This window comes from Flavobacterium sp., from assembly GCF_046153165.1.
In the GTDB taxonomy this organism is placed as follows: Bacteria; Bacteroidota; Bacteroidia; order Flavobacteriales; family Flavobacteriaceae; genus Flavobacterium.
This window is the reverse complement of record NZ_JBJXEN010000096.1, coordinates 1-26334: the sequence shown is the minus strand read 5'-3', so window position 1 is coordinate 26334 and position 26334 is coordinate 1. Positions and strand designations below refer to the sequence as shown.

Annotated in this window: 24 protein-coding genes; 10 read left to right on the top strand and 14 right to left on the bottom strand. The window is 30.7% G+C overall.

Annotated elements, in window-relative coordinates:
* Positions 1–3 precede the first annotated feature (3 nt).
* Positions 4–1099 (bottom strand): peptide chain release factor 2 gene (prfB, locus tag ACKVOV_RS11100; RefSeq protein ID WP_409206820.1). Its coding sequence is split into 2 segments (ribosomal slippage): positions 4–1035 and positions 1037–1099, totalling 1095 coding nucleotides; the frame shifts between segments, so codons are not numbered across the junction.
* Between the two features lie 190 nt (positions 1100–1289).
* Here prfB and ACKVOV_RS11095 point away from each other — a divergent pair.
* Positions 1290–2315 carry a threonine aldolase family protein gene (locus ACKVOV_RS11095; protein WP_409206819.1) on the top strand — a complete coding sequence of 342 codons (1026 nt, stop codon included), beginning with the start codon at positions 1290–1292 and terminating at the stop codon, positions 2313–2315.
* 39 nt (positions 2316–2354) lie between these two features.
* On the opposite strand, the gene ACKVOV_RS11090 is transcribed toward ACKVOV_RS11095, so the two are convergent.
* Entirely contained in the window at positions 2355–4826 is a 2472-nt protein-coding gene (locus ACKVOV_RS11090; protein ID WP_409206818.1) for a TonB-dependent receptor domain-containing protein, read from the bottom strand.
* 121 nt (positions 4827–4947) lie between these two features.
* Positions 4948–5289 (bottom strand): arsenate reductase (glutaredoxin), encoded by a 342-nt coding sequence (gene arsC, locus ACKVOV_RS11085; protein WP_409206817.1) that lies wholly within the window; start codon positions 5287–5289, stop codon positions 4948–4950.
* Positions 5290–5365: 76 nt separating this feature from the next.
* Between arsC and ACKVOV_RS11080 the strand changes: the two genes are divergently transcribed.
* Both ACKVOV_RS11080 and ACKVOV_RS11075 read left to right on the top strand, forming a co-directional pair.
* A complete protein-coding gene (locus ACKVOV_RS11080; RefSeq protein ID WP_409206816.1) occupies positions 5366–6298 on the top strand; it encodes a lysostaphin resistance A-like protein in 933 nt (310 codons plus the stop codon).
* Positions 6291–7337: an AMP-binding protein gene (locus ACKVOV_RS11075; protein ID WP_409206815.1), complete on the top strand. Its 1047-nt coding sequence runs from the start codon at positions 6291–6293 to the stop codon at positions 7335–7337. Before ACKVOV_RS11080 ends, ACKVOV_RS11075 begins: the two co-directional genes overlap by 8 nt.
* Positions 7338–7352: 15 nt before the next feature.
* Here the strand turns inward: ACKVOV_RS11075 and ACKVOV_RS11070 are convergent, their stop codons facing one another.
* From ACKVOV_RS11070 to ACKVOV_RS11060, 3 genes are read right to left on the bottom strand one after another with little or no spacing between them, the layout of a single operon-like run.
* Positions 7353–7805 carry a sensor of ECF-type sigma factor gene (locus ACKVOV_RS11070; protein WP_409206814.1) on the bottom strand — a complete coding sequence of 151 codons (453 nt, stop codon included), beginning with the start codon at positions 7803–7805 and terminating at the stop codon, positions 7353–7355.
* A gap of 10 nt (positions 7806–7815) precedes the next feature.
* Positions 7816–8196, bottom strand: a complete 381-nt coding sequence (locus ACKVOV_RS11065; protein ID WP_409206813.1) for a hypothetical protein — start codon at positions 8194–8196, stop codon at positions 7816–7818.
* 30 nt (positions 8197–8226) lie between these two features.
* A complete protein-coding gene (locus ACKVOV_RS11060) occupies positions 8227–8769 on the bottom strand; it encodes an RNA polymerase sigma factor (protein WP_409206812.1) in 543 nt (180 codons plus the stop codon).
* 273 nt (positions 8770–9042) lie between these two features.
* On the opposite strand from ACKVOV_RS11060, the gene ACKVOV_RS11055 reads away from it, so the two are divergent.
* Positions 9043–9708 (top strand): HAD family hydrolase, encoded by a 666-nt coding sequence (locus ACKVOV_RS11055; RefSeq protein WP_409206811.1) that lies wholly within the window; start codon positions 9043–9045, stop codon positions 9706–9708.
* Here the strand turns inward: ACKVOV_RS11055 and ACKVOV_RS11050 are convergent.
* From ACKVOV_RS11050 to ACKVOV_RS11040, 3 genes are all read right to left on the bottom strand, one after another.
* Positions 9687–10973 (bottom strand): cryptochrome/photolyase family protein, encoded by a 1287-nt coding sequence (locus ACKVOV_RS11050; protein ID WP_409206810.1) that lies wholly within the window; start codon positions 10971–10973, stop codon positions 9687–9689. The two genes, ACKVOV_RS11055 and ACKVOV_RS11050, sit on opposite strands and share 22 nt — an antisense overlap.
* 157 nt (positions 10974–11130) lie before the next feature.
* Complete coding sequence (locus ACKVOV_RS11045; RefSeq protein ID WP_409206809.1) at positions 11131–11829, bottom strand: SDR family NAD(P)-dependent oxidoreductase; 699 nt, start codon at positions 11827–11829, stop codon at positions 11131–11133.
* Between the two features lie 2 nt (positions 11830–11831).
* The gene (locus ACKVOV_RS11040) at positions 11832–12302 is read right to left on the bottom strand and encodes an SRPBCC family protein (RefSeq protein WP_409206808.1); all 471 of its coding nucleotides are present in this window, start codon (positions 12300–12302) and stop codon (positions 11832–11834) included.
* A 139-nt stretch (positions 12303–12441) separates the two neighbouring features.
* On the opposite strand from ACKVOV_RS11040, the gene ACKVOV_RS11035 reads away from it, so the two are divergent.
* Positions 12442–13287 (top strand): DUF2911 domain-containing protein, encoded by an 846-nt coding sequence (locus ACKVOV_RS11035; protein WP_409206807.1) that lies wholly within the window; start codon positions 12442–12444, stop codon positions 13285–13287.
* 56 nt (positions 13288–13343) lie between these two features.
* Here the strand turns inward: ACKVOV_RS11035 and recG are convergent, their stop codons facing one another.
* Positions 13344–15452, bottom strand: coding sequence for an ATP-dependent DNA helicase RecG (gene recG / locus ACKVOV_RS11030; RefSeq protein WP_409206806.1), 2109 nt, complete (start codon positions 15450–15452; stop codon positions 13344–13346).
* Between the two features lie 131 nt (positions 15453–15583).
* Here recG and ACKVOV_RS11025 point away from each other — a divergent pair, with 131 nt between their 5' ends.
* Entirely contained in the window at positions 15584–17284 is a 1701-nt protein-coding gene (locus ACKVOV_RS11025) for a carbamoyltransferase (protein WP_409206805.1), read from the top strand.
* 17 nt (positions 17285–17301) lie between these two features.
* On the opposite strand, the gene ACKVOV_RS11020 is transcribed toward ACKVOV_RS11025, so the two are convergent.
* From ACKVOV_RS11020 to ACKVOV_RS11010, 3 genes are read right to left on the bottom strand one after another with little or no spacing between them, the layout of a single operon-like run.
* Positions 17302–17997: an aspartyl/asparaginyl beta-hydroxylase domain-containing protein gene (locus tag ACKVOV_RS11020; protein WP_409206804.1), complete on the bottom strand. Its 696-nt coding sequence runs from the start codon at positions 17995–17997 to the stop codon at positions 17302–17304.
* Positions 17998–18000: 3 nt separating this feature from the next.
* Positions 18001–18510 carry a hypothetical protein gene (locus ACKVOV_RS11015; protein ID WP_409206803.1) on the bottom strand — a complete coding sequence of 170 codons (510 nt, stop codon included), beginning with the start codon at positions 18508–18510 and terminating at the stop codon, positions 18001–18003.
* Positions 18511–18531: 21 nt separating this feature from the next.
* Positions 18532–19272 carry a diphthine--ammonia ligase gene (locus ACKVOV_RS11010; RefSeq protein WP_409206802.1) on the bottom strand — a complete coding sequence of 247 codons (741 nt, stop codon included), beginning with the start codon at positions 19270–19272 and terminating at the stop codon, positions 18532–18534.
* Between the two features lie 169 nt (positions 19273–19441).
* Here ACKVOV_RS11010 and ACKVOV_RS11005 point away from each other — a divergent pair, with 169 nt between their 5' ends.
* Positions 19442–21499 carry a M1 family metallopeptidase gene (locus tag ACKVOV_RS11005; RefSeq protein ID WP_409206801.1) on the top strand — a complete coding sequence of 686 codons (2058 nt, stop codon included), beginning with the start codon at positions 19442–19444 and terminating at the stop codon, positions 21497–21499.
* On the opposite strand, the gene ACKVOV_RS11000 is transcribed toward ACKVOV_RS11005, so the two are convergent.
* Entirely contained in the window at positions 21492–22013 is a 522-nt protein-coding gene (locus ACKVOV_RS11000) for a hypothetical protein (protein ID WP_409206800.1), read from the bottom strand. The genes ACKVOV_RS11005 and ACKVOV_RS11000 overlap by 8 nt on opposite strands.
* A 120-nt stretch (positions 22014–22133) precedes the next feature.
* On the opposite strand from ACKVOV_RS11000, the gene ACKVOV_RS10995 reads away from it, so the two are divergent.
* The 3 genes from ACKVOV_RS10995 to ACKVOV_RS10985 all read left to right on the top strand — a co-directional run.
* A complete protein-coding gene (locus tag ACKVOV_RS10995) occupies positions 22134–23336 on the top strand; it encodes a carboxypeptidase-like regulatory domain-containing protein (protein WP_409206799.1) in 1203 nt (400 codons plus the stop codon).
* Positions 23337–23414: 78 nt separating this feature from the next.
* Positions 23415–25748, top strand: coding sequence for an ATP-dependent helicase (locus tag ACKVOV_RS10990; protein ID WP_409206798.1), 2334 nt, complete (start codon positions 23415–23417; stop codon positions 25746–25748).
* A 50-nt stretch (positions 25749–25798) separates the two neighbouring features.
* On the top strand, positions 25799–26334 hold a 536-nt coding region (locus ACKVOV_RS10985; protein ID WP_409206797.1), incomplete at its 3' end, for an L-threonylcarbamoyladenylate synthase.

Sequence of the window (26334 nt, the reverse complement as noted above, 5' to 3'; positions counted from 1 at the left end):
AATTTAACTTTCTTTTTGCCCCATTTTCATTAAATAGGCTTTAAGAAAACCATCAATATTGCCATTCATTACGCCATCCACATCACTAGTTTCGTATCCAGTACGAACATCTTTAACTAATTTGTAAGGTTGCATTACATAGTTTCGGATTTGAGATCCCCATTCTATTTTCATTTTTCCAGCTTCAATATCATTGCGTTGCTCTTGTTGTTTTTTTAGCTCAATTTCATACAATTGAGAACGCAACATTTGCATAGCCCGATTCCTATTATCATGCTGCGAACGTGTTTCTGAGCACTGAATCTGAATTCCCGTTGGTTTATGAGTTAATTGCACTTTAGTTTCTACTTTATTTACATTCTGACCACCAGCACCACTAGATCGTGCTGTTATGATTTCAATATCAGCAGGATTAATCTCAATTTCTATAGTATCATCAACCAGCGGATATACATAAACAGATGCAAACGAAGTATGACGTTTTGCATTACTATCAAACGGCGAAATTCTTACCAATCGGTGTACTCCATTTTCTCCTTTTAAGTATCCAAAAGAATAATCTCCTTCAATTTCTAATGTAACCGTTTTTATACCAGCCGCATCACCTTCTTGATAGTTTAATTCTTTAAACTTATAGCCATTTTTTTCTCCCCACATCATATACATACGCATTAGCATACTTGCCCAGTCACAACTTTCTGTTCCGCCCGCACCAGCAGTAATTTGTAGAACTGCACTCAAAGAATCACCTTCGTCCGAAAGCATATTCTTGAATTCAATATTTTCAATATGAGTATTTGTTAATTCATATTGTTCATCTAATTCTTCTTCAGTAAATTCTCCTTCTCTGTAAAAATCATAAGCTAATTGCAACTCGTCAGCCATTTCGATTGCTTTGTTGTAATCTTCAACCCATTTTTTCTTCGATCTAAGATTTTTTACAATTATTTCAGCAGCTTTTGCATTCTTCCAAAAATCTGGAGCAAATGTTTTTTCTTCCTCGTTTGTAATTTCTATTAGTTTTGCATCAATGTCAAAGATACCTCCTCAACGCACCAAGACGCTCCACAATACCTTTTATTTGTTCGGTATTTGTCATAAAATTGTTTAGTTTTGTGATAATTATTTAAAGCTATTTGCTTCACCAGTTTGTTTTATTAGTGTCCCGCTATCGTTTCAATCTTTTGCTTTTTAAAGGAAAAAGCAAAAGGATTTACTCTACTATCGGGGCTAGATAAGCATCAATAATCTATATATTAAACATCAAATTTAAGAATTCTATTCGAAATATGGAAATAAATTTAGTAAGTGATACTGTAACCAAGCCTACACAAGAGATGTTACAAGCTATGTTTCAAGCAAAAGTGGGTGACGATGTGTACAAACAAGACCCAACGGTTAACGCCTTAGAAGAAAAAGTTGCAGCTATGTTTGGTATGCAAAGTGCTTTGTTTTTTCCATCAGGGACTATGGCAAATCAGACAGCAATCAAGTTACATACAAATCCAGGGGAGCAAGTGATTTGTGATAAATATTCACACATTTATCATTATGAAGGTGGTGGAGCATCCTTTAATAGTGGTGTTTCGTGTAATCTTGTAGATGGAAATAGAGGTATGATTACTGCCGATTTAGTAAAAAATGCGATAAACGATCCAGAATTTTACCATGCGCCACTCACAAGTTTGGTAAGTATCGAAAATACAACTAACAAAGGAGGTGGTGCTTGTTACGATTTGCAACCACTTAGAGAAATAAAACAAGTTTGCATAAATAATAATTTAAAATACCATCTTGATGGTGCTAGATTATGGAATGCTTTGGTTGCTAAAAAGCAATCTCCAATACAATATGGAGAATTATTTGATACTATTTCTGTTTGTCTGTCTAAAGGGTTGGGAGCACCTATAGGTTCGGTTTTAGTTTCTGATGCAAAAACTATTAATAGAGCACTTAGAATTCGTAAAATTTTTGGAGGTGGAATGAGACAAGCAGGTTATCTAGCTGCAGCAGGAATTTATGCTTTAGATAATCATATAGGCCGTTTGGCAGAAGACCATCGTCGCGCAAGAGAAATAGGGCAGGTATTACAAAGTTTACCATGGATTGCTTCTGTAGAACCTATAGAAACTAATATTCTTATTTTTTCAGTACAAACTTATCTTGATGAAAAAATAATTACAGAAAAACTGAAAGAAAAAGGGATTTCTATTAGTTCTATGGGTCATGGAAAATTACGTATTGTGACTCATTTAGACTATCGCGAAGTAATGCATAGTTATGTGCTAGAGGCTTTGCAGAGACTATCTGTTTAATAAAAAAAACGAGCTTTTTAGCTCGTTTTTTAGTTTTTTTTATCCCATATTTTCACCTTCACCATTTTCATTTTGTTTCGGTCTTGGATCTTTATCTGTTTTCTTTTTATTGAAACGATAAGTAAAAGATAGTGTAAACTGTCTTTTTCTCCATTGCATTTCGCTGTTTGAATTTACCGATGGCAATTGTAAATCTTGTATTCTTTTTCTAGAATTAAAAACATCATTTACACTAAAAGATATCGTTCCCATATCTTTTAACACATCTTTACTAAAAGCAATATTTGCAGCAGCAACTCCTTTCATCGTTCCTTGACGATATTTTTGTGGTGCATTGTAAGTTGCATTTGTTTGCCAATCGATTTTGTAAGGTAAGCTTATTTTTGATGTTACTCTAGTAAACCATGTGTTAGCACTAAAATCAAAATTTTGTACAACTAAATTATTAGCACTATTTATATAAGAATAATCTCCAGTCGTTTTATCGTTAAAAAAGTTAAAATTTCCGTTTAGTTTCCACCATTTTGTGAAGTTATAGTTTAAGGTAAACTCAAAACCAATTTTATCTTCAATGGCTAGATTAAATGGGGTATTTATAATTACAGGAACTCCATTTATCTGATCTCCACGTTCTTTTCTTACAACCTGAAATGAATTAGTTGTATGATTAAAATAACCTGATGTGCTTAAAGTTATTTTGTCCCATTTTCGTAAATATCCTATATCGTAAGCATCACTCAATGCTGGATTTATATCTGGATTTCCTTGAAATAAATTAATATTACTTGTGTACGATGCAAATGGATTAATAAAACGATCTCTTGGACGAGTAATTCTTTTACTATAATTAAGAGAAAGATTACTGTTTTCAGATATTTCGTAAGTTAAAAAAGCACTTGGAAAAAAATTATTATAATTTTTTGTTTTGTAAATATTAGACGTTAGTTGATTTACTTCAATATGTGAATTTTCATAACGTATACCTAATAAATAAGAAAATTTATTAATTTTTGAACCAAATTGAGTATACAAAGCATTTACAATTTCCTTGTATGCCAGTGTATTTGTGTATGCAGTAATATTTGTAAAAGGACTCGTAGGCGTAGCTCTTTCTTGTACTTGATAGTCAGCTAGAAGATCTATATAATTACCTCTAAATCCAGCTTCTAGTTGAGAGTTTTTCTTAATAGGTAAAACATAATCCACTTGAATTAGATTTCTATTTTGTTTATTTATTTTTTTAGTATTTTCTGAAGAAACAAAAGCATTTGTTTCTAGAATTGTACCTTCAATACTTGAAAATTCGTTTTCTTTTTCTTGTGAAAAGGCACCATCAAAACTTAATTTATGTCCATCTTTTTTAAATTTTTTAATAAAACTTGTGGTATATTCTACATTTTCATTAGTAGATATCAAGTCGTTAAATCTCTGTCCTGTATTTATAAATGATTTATTTCCATTATAATTATAATACAATACATTTTCTTTATTCCCTCCATCATTATTTCGGTAACTTAATGCATTTGTCCACGAAGTATTTTTATCTAGAAATAGTTCGATTCCAAAATTAACATTTGCTCCTTCTCCAAATTTTTTGCTATCACGTCTTTCTTCAAGATATGATTTCAAGCTTCCGTCGGTATTTAGATTCTCTTGATCAATTTTAGTGCTTCCAGGAGTTTTACGTTTATTATAACCTATAGTCGTAAATAAATTAAACATTTCGCTTTTTAAATTAATATTTGCAGAAGCACTTGAGTTTTCAGGCTCTCCAGCTGATATTACAAAAGTTCCATTAAGTCCTTGATTTTTTCCTTTTTTTAGAATTATATTTATAATTCCACCACCACCTTCAGCATCATAGCGGGCTGATGGATTGGTAACTACTTCCACTTTATCTATAGCATCTGCAGGAATAAGACGTAAAGCATCACTAACATTAATTGCACTAGATGGTTTTCCGTCTATTAATATTCTTACATTTTCGTTACCGCGAAGACTTACAGTCCCTTCTGCACTTACTGCAACCGACGGAACATTATCTAAAACATCGCTTACCGTTCCTCCTCTTACTAAGATGTCTTTACCAACACTATATACTTTCTTGTCTAATTTAATATCGACAGTAGTTTTTTCTATACGAACTTCTATAGCATCTAATTTTTGAGCTTCATCTTCCAGGAAAACGGTACCTAAATTTTTATTTAAATTAAGTGTTTGGTTTTTAACCTCAATACTTTTGAAAGAAATAAACTCATATTTAATATCGTAAGTTCCAGGATTTATTTCGATAGAAAAATTCCCTTTACTATCTGTTATTCCTCCAGATACTGCTTGTGTAGCATTTGGTTTTCTGAATGTAATTGTAGCGTACTCTAAAGGTAGTGAGGTCGATTTTTCAATAATTTTTCCAGTAATAATAATTTTTTTACTGTCTGGTTTTTCTTGCGCAAAAAGTGTTGAAATACCTAATAAAAAGAATAAAGCAAAAGCTTTTGTAGTAGAAATCATAATTTTTTATTTATCTACTGCAAAAATAATATTTGCTTTTATTATTTTCTGCCAAAGTATTGTTAAAAGGCTTTAGATTTAAGGACTAGCAAAATAATATTTGAAAAATTTTGCTATATAATTAAATTATTTCATTAATTTTTTCCGTTGGTCTTGCAATTATAGCTTTGTCTCCGTTTACGATAATTGGTCTTTCTATGAGTTTCGGATTATCAATCATAACCTGAATAATTTCGTCATCAGATAGTTTTCTATTTTTATAAGTTGATATCCAGATAGTTTCTTTTTTCCGAACCAATTCTATTGGAGAAATATTTAATTTTCTGATTAATTCTTTTAGTTCTTCTTTAGTAGGAATATTTTCAAGATAATTAATAATTTGAAATGGTTGTTTTGTGTTTTCTAAAAAACAAACTCCTTCTCTAGATTTAGAACAACGTGAATTATGATAAATAGTAATCATATTTTAGATATATTTGGAATATTAATATAAGGTGTTGCAAATTTAATAAAAACAGAACTAACTTAAATAAATATACATGTTTATAGAACAAGCTTATAAAGGAAATAATATTTGGTGGAGAGTGCTAATAACCGCTGCCATCACAATGGGTGTGTTTATTATGAATTTAGTTATGTATTTAACTTTATCAAAAGAAGATATGGCAAATGCTTATGATTTGATGAAGCAGATACCAAATAATTTAGCACTTGTTATTAATTTATTGCCTTTTGCCTTTTTGTTAGGAGTTTTATTTTTGTTAGTGTATTTTCTTCATCAAAGAAGTATTTTATCTCTAACAACTTCAAGGATAAAGGTTGATTACAAAAGAATTTTATTCTCATTTAGCTTAATAATTTTTATTTCGCTAGTAGGTTTTGCTATTTCTTACGAAATGGATAGTTCTAATATAAAATGGAATTTTAATCCAATAAATTTCTCGATTTTATTTATTTTAAGCATAATATTATTGCCTTTTCAAATTGGTTTTGAAGAATACTTGTTTAGAGGTTTCTTAATGCAACAAATAGGTATAATAACTAAGAATAGATGGTTTCCATTGGTTATTACATCTGTTTTATTTGGATTGTTTCATAGTGCAAATCCTGAAGTTGCTGAAATGGGATTTGGTGTGATGATATTTTATATAGGAACTGGATTGTTATTAGGAATCATGACACTTATGGATGATGGTTTAGAGCTATCTTTAGGATTTCATCTAGGGAATAATTTAATTGCAGCGACTTTAATAACTTCTGATTTTTCAGCATTACAAACTGATGCAGTTTTTAAATATTCGGGTGTTCAAAATCCAAATGATATGCTAAATGAAATGATCGTTTCTATCGTAATTACTTATCCAATAATTTTATTTGTTTTGGCAAAAAAATACAATTGGACAAATTGGAAACAAAAATTGACTGGTAAGTTAGATGCAACTCCTCAATACATAAACTTAGATAATGAATAAATTAACTTATAAAAATGTTCATAATAAATTTAAGTTAAATGGATTTCATTTTAACAATGAAGATCTTTGTCGTGTGGCCTATAGTTTTATAAAGGAAGGAAGCGAATACGAAAAACCAGTTGGTGCTTTTATTCTCGACTGGTTTGATAATAATCCTTATCTAGAAATTATGACTTCTGGAACAACAGGGAAACCAAAGATTATTCGAGTGCAAAAACAAGCTATGGTTAATTCGGCATTAGCAACAGGAGATTTTTTCCAACTTCAATCTGGTAATAGAGCATTAAACTGTTTGCCTGTAAAATATATTGCGGGAAAAATGATGTTTGTTCGTGCTTTTATATTAGGTCTCGATATGGATTTTGTAGCTCCAAGTTCTTCTCCTATGAATCGAAATGAAAACAATTATGATTTTGTAGCTATGGTTCCATTACAAGTTGAGAATTCATTAACACAATTAAATCAAATTAAAATATTGATTGTAGGTGGTGCAAAAATAAATAATGATCTAGAAAAAAAGCTAATTCAATCTAAATGCAAAGTTTTTGAAACTTATAGCATGACCGAAACAGTAACTCATATTGCAGCTAAAAGAGTAGGAGATAAGGCATTTACAATTTTGCCTAACATTTTTATTTCTCAAGATGATAGAAATTGTTTGGTTATATCTGCTCCAAATTTGAATGTGAAAAATATAGTTACTAATGATATTGTTGAATTAGTTTCTGACAATCAATTTATATGGTTGGGACGTGAAGACAATGTAATAAATAGTGGCGGAATTAAATTATTTCCCGAACAAATTGAAGCAAAACTTTCAGAAAAAATTTCCAATAGATTTTTTGTTGCAGGAATTCCAGACGAGAAATTAGGAGAAAAATTAATACTCTTTATCGAAGGAAATGAATATCAAATTGAAACTTCTGTTTATGATGATTTAAATAAATTTGAGAAACCAAAAGAAATAAAATTTATTCCGTATTTTGCTGAAACTGAAACAGGAAAAATAAAAAGGAATGAAATTTTAGCTTTGTATTAAATAGTCAAATATTTATTAATCCTTATTTGATGTGTTTCTTCTGTTTTTAAATTGTTTCAGAAGTGTACTTTTAAAATCCTCATCTAATTTTTTTAGTAATAATATTTTTTGAGAACTTATTACACCTTGTAAATCTTTTACAAATTGACGTTTTTTATTTTCCAATTCGGCATCAATATTTTCTGATTCGTTTAGCAATTTTAGAGTTGCTGAATCAGACATTCCAACTGTGTTTTCAGGTCTAAGTTTAAGCATAAGTTGTCTTTTTTGCTTATGTAAATTTGTTTGGCTATCACTAAATTTATTAAAAATAGGCCAGAATTTTTCAGCCTCCTGAGACGTTAAATCCAATTTATTAGAAATAAACGCCACACGAAGTGCTTTAACTCGTTCTGCTCTTCTCTCAAAATCTTGACCAAAACTTATGGTACAAATAAATAGTGATAAGAGTATAATTATTTTTTTCATTAGGTGTGTTTTAGTATAAATATTCTTTAGCATAATTTTTTGTGTCTTGATCGTATAAATCTAATGACTCTTCAATTGCAGTGATATCATCATCAGATAAATTATCAATAATATCTTCAGTACTTATTGTTGTTTCGCAAGCTAAATAATCTTCGGTACTTATATTTTCGGTTTTTGCATTATTCAAATAGATAATTGTAAATAAACCAATTACAAAAACAGCAGCCACTGTCGAAAACCAAAATTTTCTAGTCTCAAAAATAGAAATTACTTTAACCTCTTTTTGAGAAAGCTGATTCATCATTTTAGCTTCAAACTGTTCAAAATAGTTCTCAGGGACTCTAAATCCATTGTCTATTTTTGGGTCGTTATATAAATCAAATTGTTTCATGTTGTTAAGACTACTATTGTATAAAAAGGTTTAATCTGTTTTTAAAAAATCTTCAATTTTTTTCACTGCATGAAAATAGGAAGCTTTCAAAGCACCAACCGAAGTTCCTGTAATTTCAGCAATTTGTTCATATTTTAATTCTTCAAAATACTTCATTTTAAAAACCAATTGTTGTTTTTCGGGTAAAGTAATAATCGCTTTTTGTAATTTGATTTGAATCTCATTTCCATCAAAGTACACATCGCTTTCCAACTTATTTATGGCTTTCTGTTGTAATTCTTCACTCGAAATTCCACTTTTTTTAGCTCGTTGTTGCATAAAAGTGATGGCCTCATTCGTTGCGATACGGTACATCCAAGAAAAAAGTTTACTATCTCCCTTAAAATTCTTCAAATTCTGAAAAACTTTCACAAACGTATTTTGTAAAACATCATCGGCATCATCATGACTCAAAACCATATTTCTTATATGATTATATAATGGTTTCTGATACAATTGCAAAAGCTTCCTAAACGCATCATTTTGCGTTTTTGGATTCAATAATTCGGCGATAAAAGATTTTTCGTCTTGCAAAAGTAGGTTTGTTTTACAAATAAGACTAAAGATATTCAAAAAGGTTTAATCTAATTTTTTTAGAAGCGAATATTTCCGCTTTCTTGCCAATTATATTCCTGCTTTCGCTTATATATTTGTTCTCCCGATAGCTATCGGGACTCACAAAGGATGCCAGCTCAATCAGGGTTAGTTAGTCATTCAATTAAATTCTTGTAATTTCTTCAAAAAAGCAACCCAACTTTCCTTTGCAACTTTGTATCTTAGCCACACAAAACCTTAGCACTTTAAAAAATGATTCAAACCATAATTTTCGACATGGACGGAGTGATTGTCGATACCGAACCAGTTCACCATTATGCTTTTTACCAACATTTTAAAGTTTTAAATATTACAGTTTCAGCAGAAATGTTTGCTTCTTTTACTGGTAATTCGACTAGAAATGTATATCAAAAATTGAAAGATACTTTTAATCTTTCACAAGATGTAGAAGATTTAGTTAATGCAAAACGAGATTTATTCAATGAAGCATTCGACAAAAAAGAAGATTTATTTTTACTTGATGGAGTAGAAAATTTAATAAAGGATTTACATAAAAATGGAATTCAACTTATTTTAGCTTCCTCATCATCAAAAGTTACGATAGAAAGAATTTTTAATAGATTCAATCTGCATCAATATTTTTCTCATATTGTTTCAGGTGAAGATTTTCCAAAATCGAAACCGCATCCAGCTATTTTCTTACACGCAGCGTCATTATCTTTAGCTCAAAAAAAAAATTGTATCGTTATAGAGGACAGCACAAACGGAATAAAAGCTGCAAAAGCAGCAGAAATTTATTGTATTGGTTATGAAAGTGTGAATTCTAAATTGCAAGATTATTCTCTAGCAGATAGAGTAATAAGTCATTTTAATGAATTAAGTTTCGACAAACTTAATTATCCAACCGCTTCTTTATAAACTCTCAAGCAACGTTCTCTTGCAAATTTGTGATCTACAATAGGTTCAGGATAGTAAGAAGTTTCTAATTCAGGAATCCATTTTTTGATGTATTTTAAGTCTTTGTCGAACTTTTTTATTTGTTCTGTTGGATTAAAAATTCTGAAATAAGGCGCTGCATCTACTCCGGAACCAGCCGCCCATTGCCAGTTGCCTACATTACTTGATTGTTCGTAATCTAAAAGTTTTGTAGCAAAGTAAGTTTCTCCCCAACGCCAATCGATTAGTAAATGTTTGCATAAAAAACTGGCTACTATCATTCGTACTCTATTGTGCATGTGTCCAGTTGTATTAAGTTCCCTCATTCCTGCGTCTACAAAAGGATAACCTGTTTTTCCTTCACACCATTTTTGAAATAAATCCTCATTGTTTTCCCAAATAATAGCATCGTATTTTTCTTTAAAACTTTTATTTATAGTATGTGGAAAATGCCACAATATTTGCATAAAAAATTCTCTCCAAATGAGTTCTTTAAAAAAAGTTTCATTTTTACTTTTTATAGCTTCCTTCATCATTTTTCTTATAGAAACTGCTCCGAAACGAAGATAAATTCCTAGAAATGAAGTTTTGTTTAAAGCAGGAAAATTTCTTGTAGCTTCATAATTATCTATCAGATTTTCTGATATATCATAAGGAGAAATTTTTATTTTTGAAGTTTTGAATCCTATCGCCTCTAAACTCAAAAAAGGGTAGGAGTGAACAACAATTTTATCTAAATAATCTTCTGAATTGTAATTTTTCAGAATTGTTTGCTTAAATTTTTCTTTCCATTTGTTAGAATAAGGTGTATAAACAACATAAGGTTTTCCGTCATCTTTTGTTACTTCACTTTTTTCGAAAATAACTTGATCTTTGCTGGTTAGAAATTCGATATTGTGGCTCACAAAAAGCTGATTCAGTTCTTTGTCTCGTTTGCGAGCATAAGGTTCGTAATCATGGTTTGTGTAAATTGTTTTTACTTTATTTTCAGTAATTAGTTTTTCGAAAATTTCTGATGGTTTTCCGTGAAATACAGCTAACGATTTTCCTTTATCTTGCAATTGTTCCTGCATTTTAGATAATAATTCGTGAATAAAAGTAACACGAGCATCCTCTTTGGTTAGTTGAGAAAGTATGTTATCATCGAAAATGAAAATAGGCAAAACAGTTTCATCACTATTTAAAGCATGAAAAAATCCTACATTATCATCTAATCGCAAATCACGGCGGAACCAGAATATGTTCATTTGTAAAGTTTTGTTGTAAAACAATGTTGTAAAAAAACGTCAAGTTACGATTTAGCCCCGATAGCAGTGTAAATCCTTTTTATTTTTTAATAAAAAGATTGTAACGAATAGCGGGATTATGGCTGTAAAGAAACGGAATGTTGTGCTCCTAAAGATTTTAATTGTTGACTAAAAGTGTCGACATTCCCCCATCGACATGGAAAATTTGACCAGAAATCCAACTACTTTTATCACTAATCAGGAAGCTTGCCATTTGTGCAATATCATCGACCGTTCCGAAACGTTTCAGCGGGTGACGCAAGGCTGATTTTTCTTTTTTCTCGTCGTTATTTAGGAATTTATCAGCCAGTGGCGTATCGGTTAACGATGGCGCAATGGCATTTACACGAATTTTTGGTGCATATTCGGCAGCAAGTGCTTTTGCAAAACCTTCGATGGCTCCTTTTGCAGCGGCAACACTAGTATGAAATGGTATTCCCATACTTACTGCAACACTACTAAACAAGACGATACTTGATTGTTGTGAAGCGGTTAGATTGGGTAAAACGGTTTGAATTACTCTGACAGCTCCAATAAAATTAATTTGTAAATCATTTTCGAAGGCTTCTATTTTTAGTGCTTTGAATGGTCGCAGGTTGATACTTCCTGGGCAATAAATTAATCCATCGATAACCGCAGGTAATTTTGTGGTGTCAAGAGTGTCAGTAATAACATCGAAAGGAATGTGTGTAACATTCAAATTGGTTAAACCTTCATTTGTTCTAGAAGCTACAAATATTTTATTTCCAGATTCTAATTCTTTAGCAATAGCCAGACCAATTCCGTAGGAACCACCTATTAATAATATGTTTTTCATGATTATTTTTCTTTAAATTCTCCAAAAAGTTCAATTAATTTTTTCTCTCGGTATTCGAATATTTCTTTCAGTTTTGGTTTCACTAAAAAAGGATGAACTAATTGTCCTAATATTCCCATAGGAATTTTATAATCTACAATATCTTCCATTTCGACACCTCCAGGAATTTCTCTTAAAAAATGTTTGTGATGCCAAAGGGAGTAAGGACCAAAACGTTGTTCATCAACAAAATATTTTTTGTCTTCAACATGAGTAATTTCAGTTACCCATTTGGTTTTTATTCCTAAAACTGGTGTTACAATATATTGAATAATTTGTCCAGCAAACATGGGTTTATCTGCACCTGATTTTATTATAAAACCCATATAATCGGGTGTTATCGCTTTTAGGTTTTTTGGATCTGAAAGAAAATCCCAAGCTTGTTGTAAGCTTATTGGTAAATTTTGTTTTGAATGTAAAGTATAAATTTTCATTTTATATGATTTTCTGTAAATGTATAAAACGTTTAATATTTTTACAATAAAGTTAAACAAAATATTTTCATTTTATCTTTTCCTTAACAATTGATTTGGATTTGAAACTTTATCTTTGGGAAAATAAATTTTAAAAAAAATGTATAAAATAATTGTTGCCATAGCCATTATGATTGCTTCTTATAGTATTGAAGCTCAAGTAAAATTGCCTCAGGCGAGTCCTAAATCGACACTAATACAAACTGTTGGATTAACAGATATTGATATCGAATATCATAGACCAAGTGCAAAAGGAAGGGTTATTTTTGGCGAATTAGTTCCTTTTGATAAAGTTTGGAGAACTGGTGCAAATGAGAATACAACAATTACTTTTACAGATGATGTTATTATAAATGGATCTCCTTTAAAACAAGGGAAATATGCTATTTATACGATTCCAAAACCTGATAATTGGGAAGTTATTTTTTATTCAGATTCAAATAATTGGGGAAATCCAGAAGTTTGGGACGAATCTAAAATTGTATTGAAAGTAAATGCAAAACCAGAAACTTTAGACAGAAATGTAGAGACATTTACAATTGGAATAAATAATACAGATAGTAATTTTGCAAATCTTGAATTTTCTTGGGAAAAGACAATTGTTGTTGTAAAAATAGAAGTTCCAACACAAAAACTGACGATGTCTAGTATTGATAAAACTCTTTCAGGTCCTTCGGCAGCAGATTATTATTCATCTGCACAATACTTTTTTCAATCTAATGGAGATTTGAATAAAGCATTGAGTTATGTAAATAAAGCATACGAATTGAATGATAAAAAACCATATTGGTACACACGTTTAAAATCACAAATTCAAGCTAAATTAGGGGATAAAAAAGGCGCAATTGAAACAGCAAAAGTATCATTGGCTGCAGCACAAGTAGCAAAAAATGAAGATTATATAAAAATGAATCAAGATAGTATTACTGATTGGTCTAAAAAATAAGAATATTTAAAATCAGTTAAAAAAAATGCTTCATTATAATTAATGAAGCATTTTTTTTAACTAATATAATTCCAAATATTTTTCTTCTTAGACAATTCGATAAATACTTTTCTCAAAGTTTGATGTTCGGGTTTTTCCATAGGCGCATCATCTTTTAGTAATTGTAAAGCATAATTTCGAGCCAGCAATAAAATGTCTTTGTCACGAACTAAATCGGCAATCTGTAAATTTAAAACACCACTTTGTTGCTTGCCCATAATATCACCAGGACCACGGAGTTTGAGATCTACTTCGGCAATTTCGAAGCCATCATTGGTAGCCACCATAGTTTCCATTCGGGTTTTAGAATCGGCACCAATTTTGTGTGAAGTCATTAAGATACAATAACTCTGATCGGCGCCACGACCTACACGACCACGCAATTGATGTAGTTGCGACAAGCCAAAACGTTCGGCACTTTCTACAATCATAACACTGGCGTTGGGAATGTTTACGCCAACTTCAATTACTGTTGTAGCAACCATTATATTGGTTTTTCCTTCGGCAAAACGTTTCATTTCTGCCTCTTTATCGGCTGGTTTCATTTTTCCGTGAAGAATCGAGATCGCATATTGTGGTAGCGGAAAATCACGAGAAATACTCTCATAACCGTCCATCAAATCTTTAAAATCCATTTTTTCAGATTCTTGAATTAAAGGATAAACGATATAAATCTGGCGACCTTTTGCAATTTCCTCCCGAATAAAATGCCAAACTTTCAATCGGTTAGAATCGTATCGATGCACCGTTTGTATTGGTTTTCTTCCTGGTGGCAATTCATCAATGACAGAAATATCTAAATCGCCATACAAACTCATGGCTAATGTTCTAGGAATTGGCGTAGCAGTCATGACTAAAACGTGTGGTGGAATGGTATTTTTCTTCCATAATTTAGAGCGTTGTTCTACACCAAAGCGATGTTGCTCATCAATAATTGCTAATCCCAAATTTTTGAATTGTACTTTATCTTCTAATAAAGCATGTGTACCAATTAAAATATCTAAACTTCCATTTTCTAGTTCATCATGAATAATTTTTCTAGCTTTAGTATTACTTGAACCAGTTAATATTTTAATATTGATATTTAAGTGTTTAGCTAATTCTGATAATCCAATAAAATGCTGATTGGCTAATATTTCTGTTGGTGCCATTAAGCAAGCTTGAAAGCCATTGTCTAAAGCCAAAAGCATACTCATAAAAGCAACAATTGTTTTTCCAGAACCAACATCACCTTGTAATAATCGGTTCATTTGGGCTGGATTTCCCATGTCGTTTCGAATTTCTTTAAGGACTCTTTTTTGAGCATTGGTCAAATCGAAAGGCAAATGGTTGTTAAAGAATTCAGTAAAATAGGTGCCGACTTTATCAAAAGGGAAACCTTTTATTTTGTGTTTTCTAATTAAGTTTTTGGTGATTAATTGCAATTGGATAAAAAATAATTCTTCAAATTTTAATCTAAATTGCGCTTTCGCCAAAGCTTCTGCATTCTTTGGAAAATGAATGTTTATTAATGCATCTTTTTTAGAAATTAGTTTTAATTCGTCTATTAAATAGCTGGGTAATGTTTCTGAAAATAAGGTATGCGTTTCTAGAAACAATTGTTGCATCATTTTATTGACAACCTTGTTAGATATTCCTCTATTGGTTAGTTTTTCGGTACTTGGATAAACAGGTTGCATGGCTGAACGAATACTTTGCTGGTGTTCACTTAGCAATTCCATTTCTGGATGCGCCATATTAAAAGTATTGTTAAACGAAGTCGTTTTTCCAAAAATCACATAAACAACATTGAGTTTTAAACTTTCTTTGACCCATTTTTGCCCTTGAAACCAAACCAATTCCATTTGACCAGTATCATCGATAAATGTAGCAACTAATCGACTTTTTCCTTTAGCAAATTCGACTGTTTTTATATTAATTACTTTACCTATAATTTGAACTTCGGCTGTAGAATTTTGCAGTTCATTAATCTTATAATATTTGGTACGATCTAAATATCTATTTGGATAAAAATTAATTAAATCTCCGTATTTATAAATGCCCAACTCTTTGCGCAACAAATCCCCACGTTGCGGACCAACGCCTTTTAAGTATTCTATGGGAGTTTCGAAGAGATTGTTTTGCATCTTGCGAAGATAGTTTTTTGTTGGTAAATTTAAAAAAGTATAATTTGAAAAGAGTTTGAAATATCTATATTTGAACTATGCCAATTTTTACTACGACATTTTTTAAAAACGGCTCAAAAATATAAGATAAAATGACTAAATCTATATACATTCTAGGTACTGGACTTTCTCATAATGGTTCGGCAGTATTATTAAAAGACGGGCGTGTTTGTGTTGGAATAGAAAAAGAACGCATTAGTCGTCGTAAACATGATGGTGGTAATGATACTTTAGCGATTCAATATTGTTTAGACGCTGAAGGAATTGAATTAAAGGATGTTGCTCTAGTTGTACAATGTGCAAATTTTGATATACCCGATCGAAATCAATTTAATGGAAAAAGAATTTTTGCTAATTCTGAAACTCCTAAAATAGTTGATATATCTCATCATTTAGCTCATGCTTATAGCGCAGTAGGAACTTCTCCTTTTTCTGAATGTGCAGTGATGGTAATAGATGGCTGTGGTAGTCCATTACATCAATTTATTGAATTGCATCCCAACCAAAAATCATTTATAGATCCAATATTTCTTGAAGAAAGTCAAATGTTGTGTGAGAAAGATAGTTTTTATCATTTTGACGGGCAAAAATTATCTCCTTTACTAAAAGATTTTAGTAAAATGGCGGAACATAAAACCAGTTTATTTTCGTTACCAACTACACAACATTCTATAGGTGGATTTTATGCAACAATAAGTAAATATGTTTTTGGAGATATGGATGATGTAGGAAAACTGATGGGATTGGCACCATTTGGAGAAACTGAAATCTATAATTTTGAGGCCTTCGAATTTAAATCTGGTAGTTTGTATCTTAATGAGAATTGGCAAAATAATTTCATCAATCCATCAACAGGATATGATTATTTTAAAGAAAACTTCGGTTATTATGCCAATGTAGCTAAATGGGCACAAGAACAAGTAGAAAAAGCGGTCATGAGATGCATAAGCACTCGAATTGAAGCATTTCCACATAATAATTTATGTTATACAGGTGGCGTGGCTTTAAATGCTGTTGCTAATGCCAAATTACAAGATTTAAAAATTGTTGATGATATTTATTTTGAACCAGCAGCAGGAGATAATGGATTGGCGCTTGGATGTGCTTTTTACGGATGGTTAGAGTACTTAAATATGCCAAAAGTTACACATGATGGAAGTACTTGTTTTGGTAAAAAATACAATGAAACAGAAATAGAAGAGGAGTTAGATAATGATGTTTATGAAGCCTATTCTAAAAAGAAGTTTTCTAATGAAGAAGAATTGTTAAAATATTGTGCTGATAAACTGAACAAAGGAAAAACCATTGCTTGGTTTCAATCTGAGTCTGAATTTGGCCCTCGTTCTCTTGGTAGAAGAAGTATTTTAGCACATCCTGGAATAGAAAATTTGAAAGATCACATTAATAGAAATATTAAGTTTAGAGAAGATTTTCGTCCATTTGCTCCAGCAGTTTTAAAAGATAAGGTCAATGAATATTTTGAGAATGGTAGGAACAGTCCGTACATGATTTTAGTAGATAAAACTCGAACAGAATATCTTGATAAATTAAAAAATGTGACACATCGTGATGGTTCTGCTCGTGTACAAACAGTAGATGAAAAGTGGAATGATCGATTTCATAAACTCCTCAAAGAATTTTATAAAGTAAGCGGTATTGCAGTATTATTAAATACTAGTTTAAATCGAAAAGGAATGCCAATGGTAGAAACACCTAAAGAAGCTCTTCAATTGTTTGGAGAAACTGCATTAGATGTTTTAGTCCTAGAAAATTTTGTTTTAGAAAAGAATTAAAAAAGAAATATTGATAATTAATCTTTCAATAAATCATCAATAATTTGATTGGCTTTGGGTGAATTCATTTTTTTTAATTCTTGAATCATCAATTCTTTTTGTTCAGAACTAATTTTAGGTATTGGTTTTACAAATTCATTTTCTGTTGCTTGTTGAAAAAATAAAGCATCAGTCCACTTGTTTCTAATACCATCAATAACCAAATGAATTCTGTCTTCCTTTCCGTGATTTGAGACTGAATGGGTAAAATTAGCGTCTATATACCAACATTCTCCTTCATTCATAATTAAACGTTTATCATCTAAAATAAACATTACTTCGCTATTTGTAATTATAGGAATGTGTATTCGGAAACATCCATCTTCATAACCTAGACAATGATCTTTGTGTGGTTTAATTTCGGCACCAACAGATAAACGCAGCAATCGAACAGATGTTTTTTTAAATTGAAACTGTTCTAATATTTCTTTAAAATAATCGCAAGAAAGTAATATATCAGTATAAAGGACTTCGTTGTTTCCAGTATTTAGAGCATAAATATTATCCCATTTTCCTCCTTCGGACATTAATGCAATCGAAGACCAATCACCCTCATAATCATTAGTATTATAATGGTTTATCCATTTTTTTGACATAACATTCTCAACATCTTTTTTTAGACGTTTTGTGTCAAAAACAAAAGGGAATTTTATAGATCGAATTAATTCACTCATCATTTAATCTCTTAACCATTTTATCATTGTAGGAAAAGGTTTTATACCTTCTTGTGAGGCACGCTCCTTGCTTATTGTGAGTCCCATCCATTCTAAAAGAGGCAATCCAATATAATTTTCATTAGTATAATTTTCAATCAACCAAGGTGATTCATTTTTATATCCATTTGGGTGAAAAACAAACTCTATAGGTAATTCTAAATACCTTAAAGCTGCATAAGACCAAAGCATAGAAACAATTTCATCTCCTTGTGTAGGCCATTCTTTAGACATAGAATCGGTACCTATTAATATTCTCTCTTCCGATGTTGTCACTGCTAAGTGTCCTGCTTCGTGCAAAATATCTCCTGGATATAATAATTTATCAAAATCTATTTCGATACAATTTGAGGCAATTGCTAAACCTGGTAGAAAAGTATTATCCTCTAATTGTTTTTCAATTACATTGATATGAATTTCATTTAAAAAATGCAAAATTTTAAATACTTCTGGTGTTTCTTTCACGTTTATCATTTGTATAAAAATAATAAAAAATTATATAGTGGTTGGTATCAGATCACAATACCAAAATCCAAAATCGAAAGCATCAGAACTATTTGTATCACAAGCTGTATTAGTTGATTCTTGTTTTGGTTTTTCATATTTTCTATATACGATTTCTCCAATTTCAAATTCGATAGGTTTAGAAAAAATGGGTCCATCGAAAGTAAAAGTATGAAACTCTCCGTTTTCACCACAAACATCTACATCACTTGGTAAATCAGCAATAAATTGCGCATCGATAATTCTTCCAACGAAACTTTTATCTAAATTTCGTTCATTAACACAAACCACAATAGTTTTGAAACCCAAATCTAAAAACTCCTGAATTAAATCATGGGTAGGAATTTTCCACAACGGAAAAATACCTTCAAACTCCATTTCGGCTAATTTATCTTCACGATATTTTCGTAAATCTTCTAGAAAAATATCGCCAAAAATAGAATGAGTTATTCCTTTTTCTTTGAATTTAGTTAATGTTTCTTGCATTACATCTTCATAATCTTCCATACTTGGCATTTCTGGAATTTCCATGATATGAAGCGGTAATCTGATGTTTCTGGCTTGTTGTTCTAACAATTCAGTACGAACACCATGCATCGAAATACGATTGAATTTTTTATTCACACTCGTAAGCAACGAAACAATTTCTATTTCCGAACTTTGCAAAGTTTTATATAATGCCAAGGCAGAATCTTTTCCGCTACTCCAATTAAAAATGGCTTTCTTTTTCAAATTTTTTTATTTGATTGTAAACTTACTAAAAAGTCATAAATTACTTTGTATTTTTGAACTTTAGATTCAAATTATATGAAATATTTATGATAACTAAATCACGAACAAAGATGAAAGTTTCCTCATAAATATACCATAATTCCAATAAAAAAATAAATAGTATCTACATATGAAATATATTCTTCTTTTATTTTCTGTATTTTCTTTTGCCCAACAAACGCAAAAAGTTGATTTTACAAAATGCGTTGCTAGTTTAAATCTAAGCAATCAAAATAAATCTGTTAACGGAACGATTTCCTATGATTTTAATGTGATTTCAGCTATAGATACTATTAGAATTGATTCAAAAAATATGGCTTTTTATAATGTGGTTATTAATGGAAAATCAGTTAAATATAAAAATAATGATAAAGAGTTATTACTTTTTGAAGGTTTTAAAAAAGGGAAGAATCGATTAGATTTTACCTATTATGCTACACCAAAACAAACTTTATATTTTATCGGAGAAGACGAAAATTTGCAAATCTGGACACAAGGTCAAGGAAAATATACAAGTAATTGGTTGCCTAGTTTTGATGACGTAAATGAAAAAGTAGTTTTTAATTTAATGATAGCTTTCGATTCTGATTATCAGGTAATTTCTAATGGAAAATTGATAAAAAATACTGAAAATAAGGCTTTCAAATCTTGGTATTATCAAATGCAAAAACCAATGTCTTCTTATCTTGTAATGCTTGCTATTGGAAAATTTGATAAACAAGTTTTAGAATCAAAATCAGGAATTCCTTTAGAACAATACTTAAAACTAGAAGACAAGAATAAATTTGAATCAACTTATAAATATTCAAAGGAAATATTTGATTTTTTTGAAACCGAAATAGGAGTGAAGTACCCTTGGGAAATTTACAAACAAGTTCCAGTAAACGATTTTTTATATGCAGGAATGGAAAACACTTCGGCAACTATTTTCTCACAGGATTTTGTAGTTGATGATATAGGTTACAATGATAGAAATTATATTAATGTTAATGCGCATGAATTGGCACACCAATGGTTTGGCGACATGATTACGGCAAAATCAGGTAAAGATCATTGGTTGCAAGAAGGCTTTGCAAGTTATTATGCACTTTTGGCAGAAAGGAAAATTTTTGGAGAAGATCATTTTAATTACGAATTGCTAAAAATAGCAGAAGAACTTAAAGAAGCTAGTAAAACAGATACTATTCCAATTCTAAATGCAAAAGCCAGTTCACTTTCTTTTTACAAAAAAGGAGCATGGGCTTTACATATTTTAAGAGAAGGCGTTGGAGAGAAAAACTTCCAAAAAGCAGTAAAAAATTATCTGAACAAGTACAAATTCAAAAATGTAGTTACCGATGATTTTTTGGCTGAAGTAAAAAAAATTTCTAATTATGATGTGGATGATTTTAAGAAACATTGGCTAGAAAAATCAGGTTTTAACGTTAGTGAAGCGATTACTGTTTTAAGTAAAAATAAATTTATAAAAGAGTATTTAGATTTACAAAAAAACGAAAGTATTTCATTTTTAGACAAAAAGAATCAGTTTGAAACCATTTTAAAGTCAAATGCATTTTATCCAATAAAACAAGAAGTAATATATCAATTAGCAGCTATTTCTTTCGACGAAAAAAAAGAATTAATACAAATTGCAATGCAAAGTGGTGATGTAAATATTCGTCAAGCTGTTGCTGAAACTACGCCAAAAATTTCGTTAGAATTCAAAGAGCAATATGAAAGTTTTTTAGATGATAAATCTTATACAACAAGAGAAATTGCATTACAAAATCTATGGACACAATTTCCTAAAAACAGAATAGAATTACTAGAAAAATCGAAAAATTGGCAAGGAAGAAATGATAAAAATCTTCGTATACTTTGGCTCACATTAGCTTTAGGAACAAAGGAATATGAACCAACAAAAAAAGCGGAATTATATAATGAAATTATAAATTATGCTTCTACTAGTTTTGATAGTTCGATTAGGCAAAATGCATTAGAAATTTTAATTAAAATAAAACCATCAGACGAAAGGTTTCTACAATCATTAGTAAATGCAACTACTCATCACAAATGGCAGTTTGTAAAATTTGCAAAAGAAACTATTCGTGGAATGATTAAAAGAGAAGAATTCAGGAAATCATTTGAAAACTTACTTCCTAAACTTCCTGAAAAAGAACAAAATTCACTTAAAAATTTGCTTAAATAATTCTACCTACTTCGTCTTTCAGAAAAGATAGAGCAATTGTACTAGGAGATTGACTCTCTAATAAATCTCTCAAAATAGCTTCACGCAATTTGTTTGCAGAATCTACTTTTTCGTTCATATTTGTCTTACGAATATTTTGAATAGTTGTGTTTTTTGCTGTTTGAATTATAGTCCAACATTCATCACTTAGATAAATTTGTTGTGTAATATTATGCTCATATTCTTGGTTTATATGCTCTATAATTAAGTTTTCGTATTGGTCTTTATCTGATGAAAAAGGTGTAATTCTAATCAATAAATTCGACGGATTTATACGTTCTAAAAACAAAGCCATGCGTTCATAAGCCTGTAAACGTAAAGGCAATGAGTCTTTTTGATTTTCTTTTTGCAACAACCAACGACGCATATTTTGCTGGTCTTTAAAATAAGAATTAAACAAATAATAAGCTACACCACCAGTAATTAAAGAAGGTAAAGTATATGCTAGTATTTCTATTATTTTTGAGTTATCCATTTTATTAAAATTGATTTGTTGAAATTATAATTGATTTTTCTTTTGCAAATAAACTCAAAAAAATAATTGTAATACAACTTTTCTAAACGTATTTTTGAATTTTAAAACCATATAAATTTTATGAAAAAAAATATTTGCCTTCTATTATTAGTTATATTTTCATTTAAAGGTTTTTCTCAGGAAAAACAAACAATTTACTATTTACAAGACATTATATCTAAGAAACCTATAGAAAATGCTACCATTAGTATTAAAAATTCGAATTTTGGAACGATTTCAAATGAGGAAGGAGCTTTCCAAATTGCAGTAAAAAGTGATTCTGAGATTTCGATTTCACATTTAGAATACAAAAAATATAGTCTTAAACTCTCAGACCTAGATAATGATTCTAAAATAATTTATTTAGAGCAAAATACATTAGAATTAGAAGATGTAATAGTGACAAAAGAACCTATTGAACAATTGTTATTAAAGGCAATAAATATTTCAAAATCTAAGTTTAACAAACCTATAGTCTTAAACACATACTACCGTGAATTTCTTAAAGTAAATGATAAATACACACGATTTACAGATGGTTTAATAGATTTTCATATGAATGGAAATACGAAAAAAACAGATTCAGATTTGATTGTGAATCAAAGTAGAGCAGCAAAATTAATTAGTGATGATGATGAGACTTTAGATTTAGCTTCAGGTTTGGATGTTCGCAAAGCAACTACAAAACAATATAATTTTTATACAATAGAAAAAATATTATACGATAGTAAAAATTATCAAGATTATGATTTTGAACTAAAATCTAAAATTGAAAAATCTGGAAATGAAGTTTATATTATAAATTTTCAACCAAAAGCAGATCTTAAAAAATATCTTTACAAAGGAACAGTCGTTTTTGACCCAAATACATATTTAATTTCTGATCTTGAAATTGCTTCCGATCAAGCGAATATTCAATATACAAGAGTAATTAATATTCTAATTATTAAAGCATCTATGTTAGATTTGAAATTAAAATCATCATTTAAAGTTAGTAACGGAAATTATCTTTTGTCTTTTACTACTAGAAAAGGAAAAATTAAAATTTGGAACAAAAAGAAATATAATGAAGTTATAGAATATAAAAGTGATTTAGTTGTAACCGATTACAAAAAAGACGATTTTAACTATAACAAGAAGTCAGTATATAATGATAAATCTTTGTATGAAAGGGGAAATCATTACACAGATAAGTTTTGGTTAAAGAACAATTCAATGGTCTTAACAGACGAAGAACAACAAGTTATTACAAGGTTAGAACAGGAAAGTAGTAAAGTAAATTAAGTTTTAAAGACATTCTTTTGAATGTCTTTTTTTATACTACTTAATATAACTATTTTTGTACAAATTAGGAAAGTAAAAATGCAAAAATACATTAGTCAACTTAACGAAGCGCAACAAGCACCTGTTTTACAAAAAGATGGGCCAATGATTGTTATTGCTGGAGCAGGTTCAGGAAAAACGAGAGTTCTTACCGTTAGAATTGCTAACTTAATGAGTCAAGGTGTTGATGCGTTTAATATTCTAGCACTCACATTTACCAACAAAGCAGCACGTGAAATGAAAAAACGTATTGCAGATATTGTAGGAAATGCCGAAGCCAAAAACCTTTGGATGGGAACTTTCCACTCCGTTTTTGCCAGAATTCTTCGTTCGGAAGCCGATAAATTAGGATATCCTTCTAATTTTACGATTTATGATGCCCAAGATTCTGTTCGGTTATTAGGAGCCATTATTAAAGAAATGCAACTGGACAAAGATATTTACAAACCAAAACAAGTTTTTAGTAAAATATCGTCTTACAAAAATAGTTTAATTACGGTTAAAGCCTACTTCAATAATCCTGAATTACAAGAATCTGATGCGATGGCAAAGAAGCCTCGTTTGGGAGAAATTTACCAAAATTATGTCGAAAGATGTTTCAAAGCGGGTGCCATGGATTTTGATGATTTGCTATTAAAAACCAATGAATTACTGACTCGTTTTCCAGAAGTTTTAATGAAATATCAGGACCGTTTCCGATATATTCTCGTCGATGAGTACCAAGATACAAATCATTCACAATATTTAATTGTTCGAGCGCTGTCTGATAGATTTCAAAATATCTGTGTTGTAGGTGACGATGCACAAAGTATTTACGGTTTCCGTGGCGCCAATATTAATAATATTTTAAATTTTCAGAAAGATTACGAAAATGTAAAAATGTTTCGACTGGAGCAAAATTATCGTTCTTCAAAAAATATAGTTGAAGCAGCGAATTCGGTTATCGATAAAAATAAAACCAAACTCGACAAAGTAGTTTGGACAGCAAATGATTTTGGTCAAAAAATAAAAGTTAATCGAAGTGTAACCGACAATGATGAAGGTCGTTTTGTGGCAGGAGAAATCTGGACGCAAAAGATGACGAATCAAATGACGAATGGTCAGTTTGCTATTTTGTATCGTACCAATGCGCAATCTCGTGCCATGGAAGATGCTTTGAGAAAACGCGACATTCCGTACCGAATTTATGGAGGATTGTCTTTCTATCAAAGGAAAGAAATTAAAGATATATTGTGTTATTTACGTTTGGTTATCAATCCAAAAGACGAAGAAGCACTCATTCGTGTCATTAATTATCCAGCACGTGGAATAGGAGATACAACTGTCGAAAAATTGACTATTGCAGCCAATCATTACAAACGTTCTATTTTTGAAGTGATGGAGGTCATTGATAAAATCGATTTAAAATTAAATTCAGGAACCAAAACCAAGTTGCAAGATTTTGTGACTATGATTAAAAGCTTTCAGGTTATCAATGAAACGCAAGATGCTTTTTTTCTTGCCGATCATGTCGCTAAAAAAACAGGATATATTCAGGAACTCAAAAAAGACGGTACACCAGAAGGGATCGCCCGAATTGAAAATATAGAAGAATTACTAAATGGTATCAAGGATTTTACCGATGGACAAGTAGAAGTAGATGGCGCTCGTGGCGCTTTATCCGAGTTTTTAGAAGATGTTGCACTGGCAACCGATTTAGACAAAGATACTTCCGATGAAGATCGAGTAGCACTGATGACTATTCACCTAGCAAAAGGTTTAGAATTTCCAACGGTTTTTGTTGTAGGAATGGAAGAAGATTTGTTCCCAAGTGCCATGAGTATGAGTACTCGAAGCGAACTCGAAGAAGAACGCCGATTATTTTATGTAGCCTTAACACGTGCCGAACATCAGGCATATTTAACCTATGCACAATCTCGCTATCGTTGGGGAAAACTTACTGATAGTGAACCTTCCCGTTTTATCGAAGAGATAGATGGAGAATATTTAGAATATCTCACACCACCTGAAACAAATTACAGATACAAGCCACAAATTGATCATGATATTTTTGGTGATGTAGATAAATCGAAATTAAGATTAGCAAAACCTATAACAGGAACGCCACCTAAATATATTACGGATAACGAACCAAAATCGGATCTCAATATTCGCAAACTAAAACCAGTTTCTAGTAATTCAGGTTCTAACAGTGCTAATTTATTTGATAACAAATTGGTTGCAGGAAATATAGTGATGCACGAACGCTTTGGAAAAGGAGAAATCTTAAACCTAGAAGGCGCTGGTGCCGATAAAAAAGCGGAGATTAAATTTGAAGTGGGTGGAATTAAGAAATTGTTGTTACGATTTGCAAAGTTAGATGTGATAGGGTAAAATTTATGCATTAATTTTTCAACAAATTAAAAATTAAAAAATAAACGAGTATGAGTCAATTCATCAAAATATATCCAGACAATCCCAACGAAGCAGCTATCAAAAAAGTCGTTGATGTGCTAAAAAATGGAGGGCTAATTATTTATCCAACTGATACTGTATATGGTTTGGGTTGCGATATTACCAACACCAAAGCCTTAGAGCGAATTGCAAAAATAAAAGGAATTAAGCTAGAAAAAGCCAATTTTTCTTTTGTTTGCCATGATTTGAGTAATATTTCTGATTATGTTAAGCAAATAGATACTTCTACTTTTAAAATTCTGAAACGAGCTTTACCGGGACCATATACATTTATTCTGCCAGGAAATAATAATTTACCCAAAGAATTCAAGAAGAAAACTACAGTCGGAATTCGTGTTCCGGATAATAATATTGCGCTAGAAATCGTGAAAATGTTAGGAAATCCTATCGTTTCAACTTCTATTCACGATGATGATGATGTGATAGAATATACCACCGATCCAGAATTGATTTTCGAGAAATGGAAGAACCTTGTCGATTTGGTTATCGATGGTTGTTATGGCGA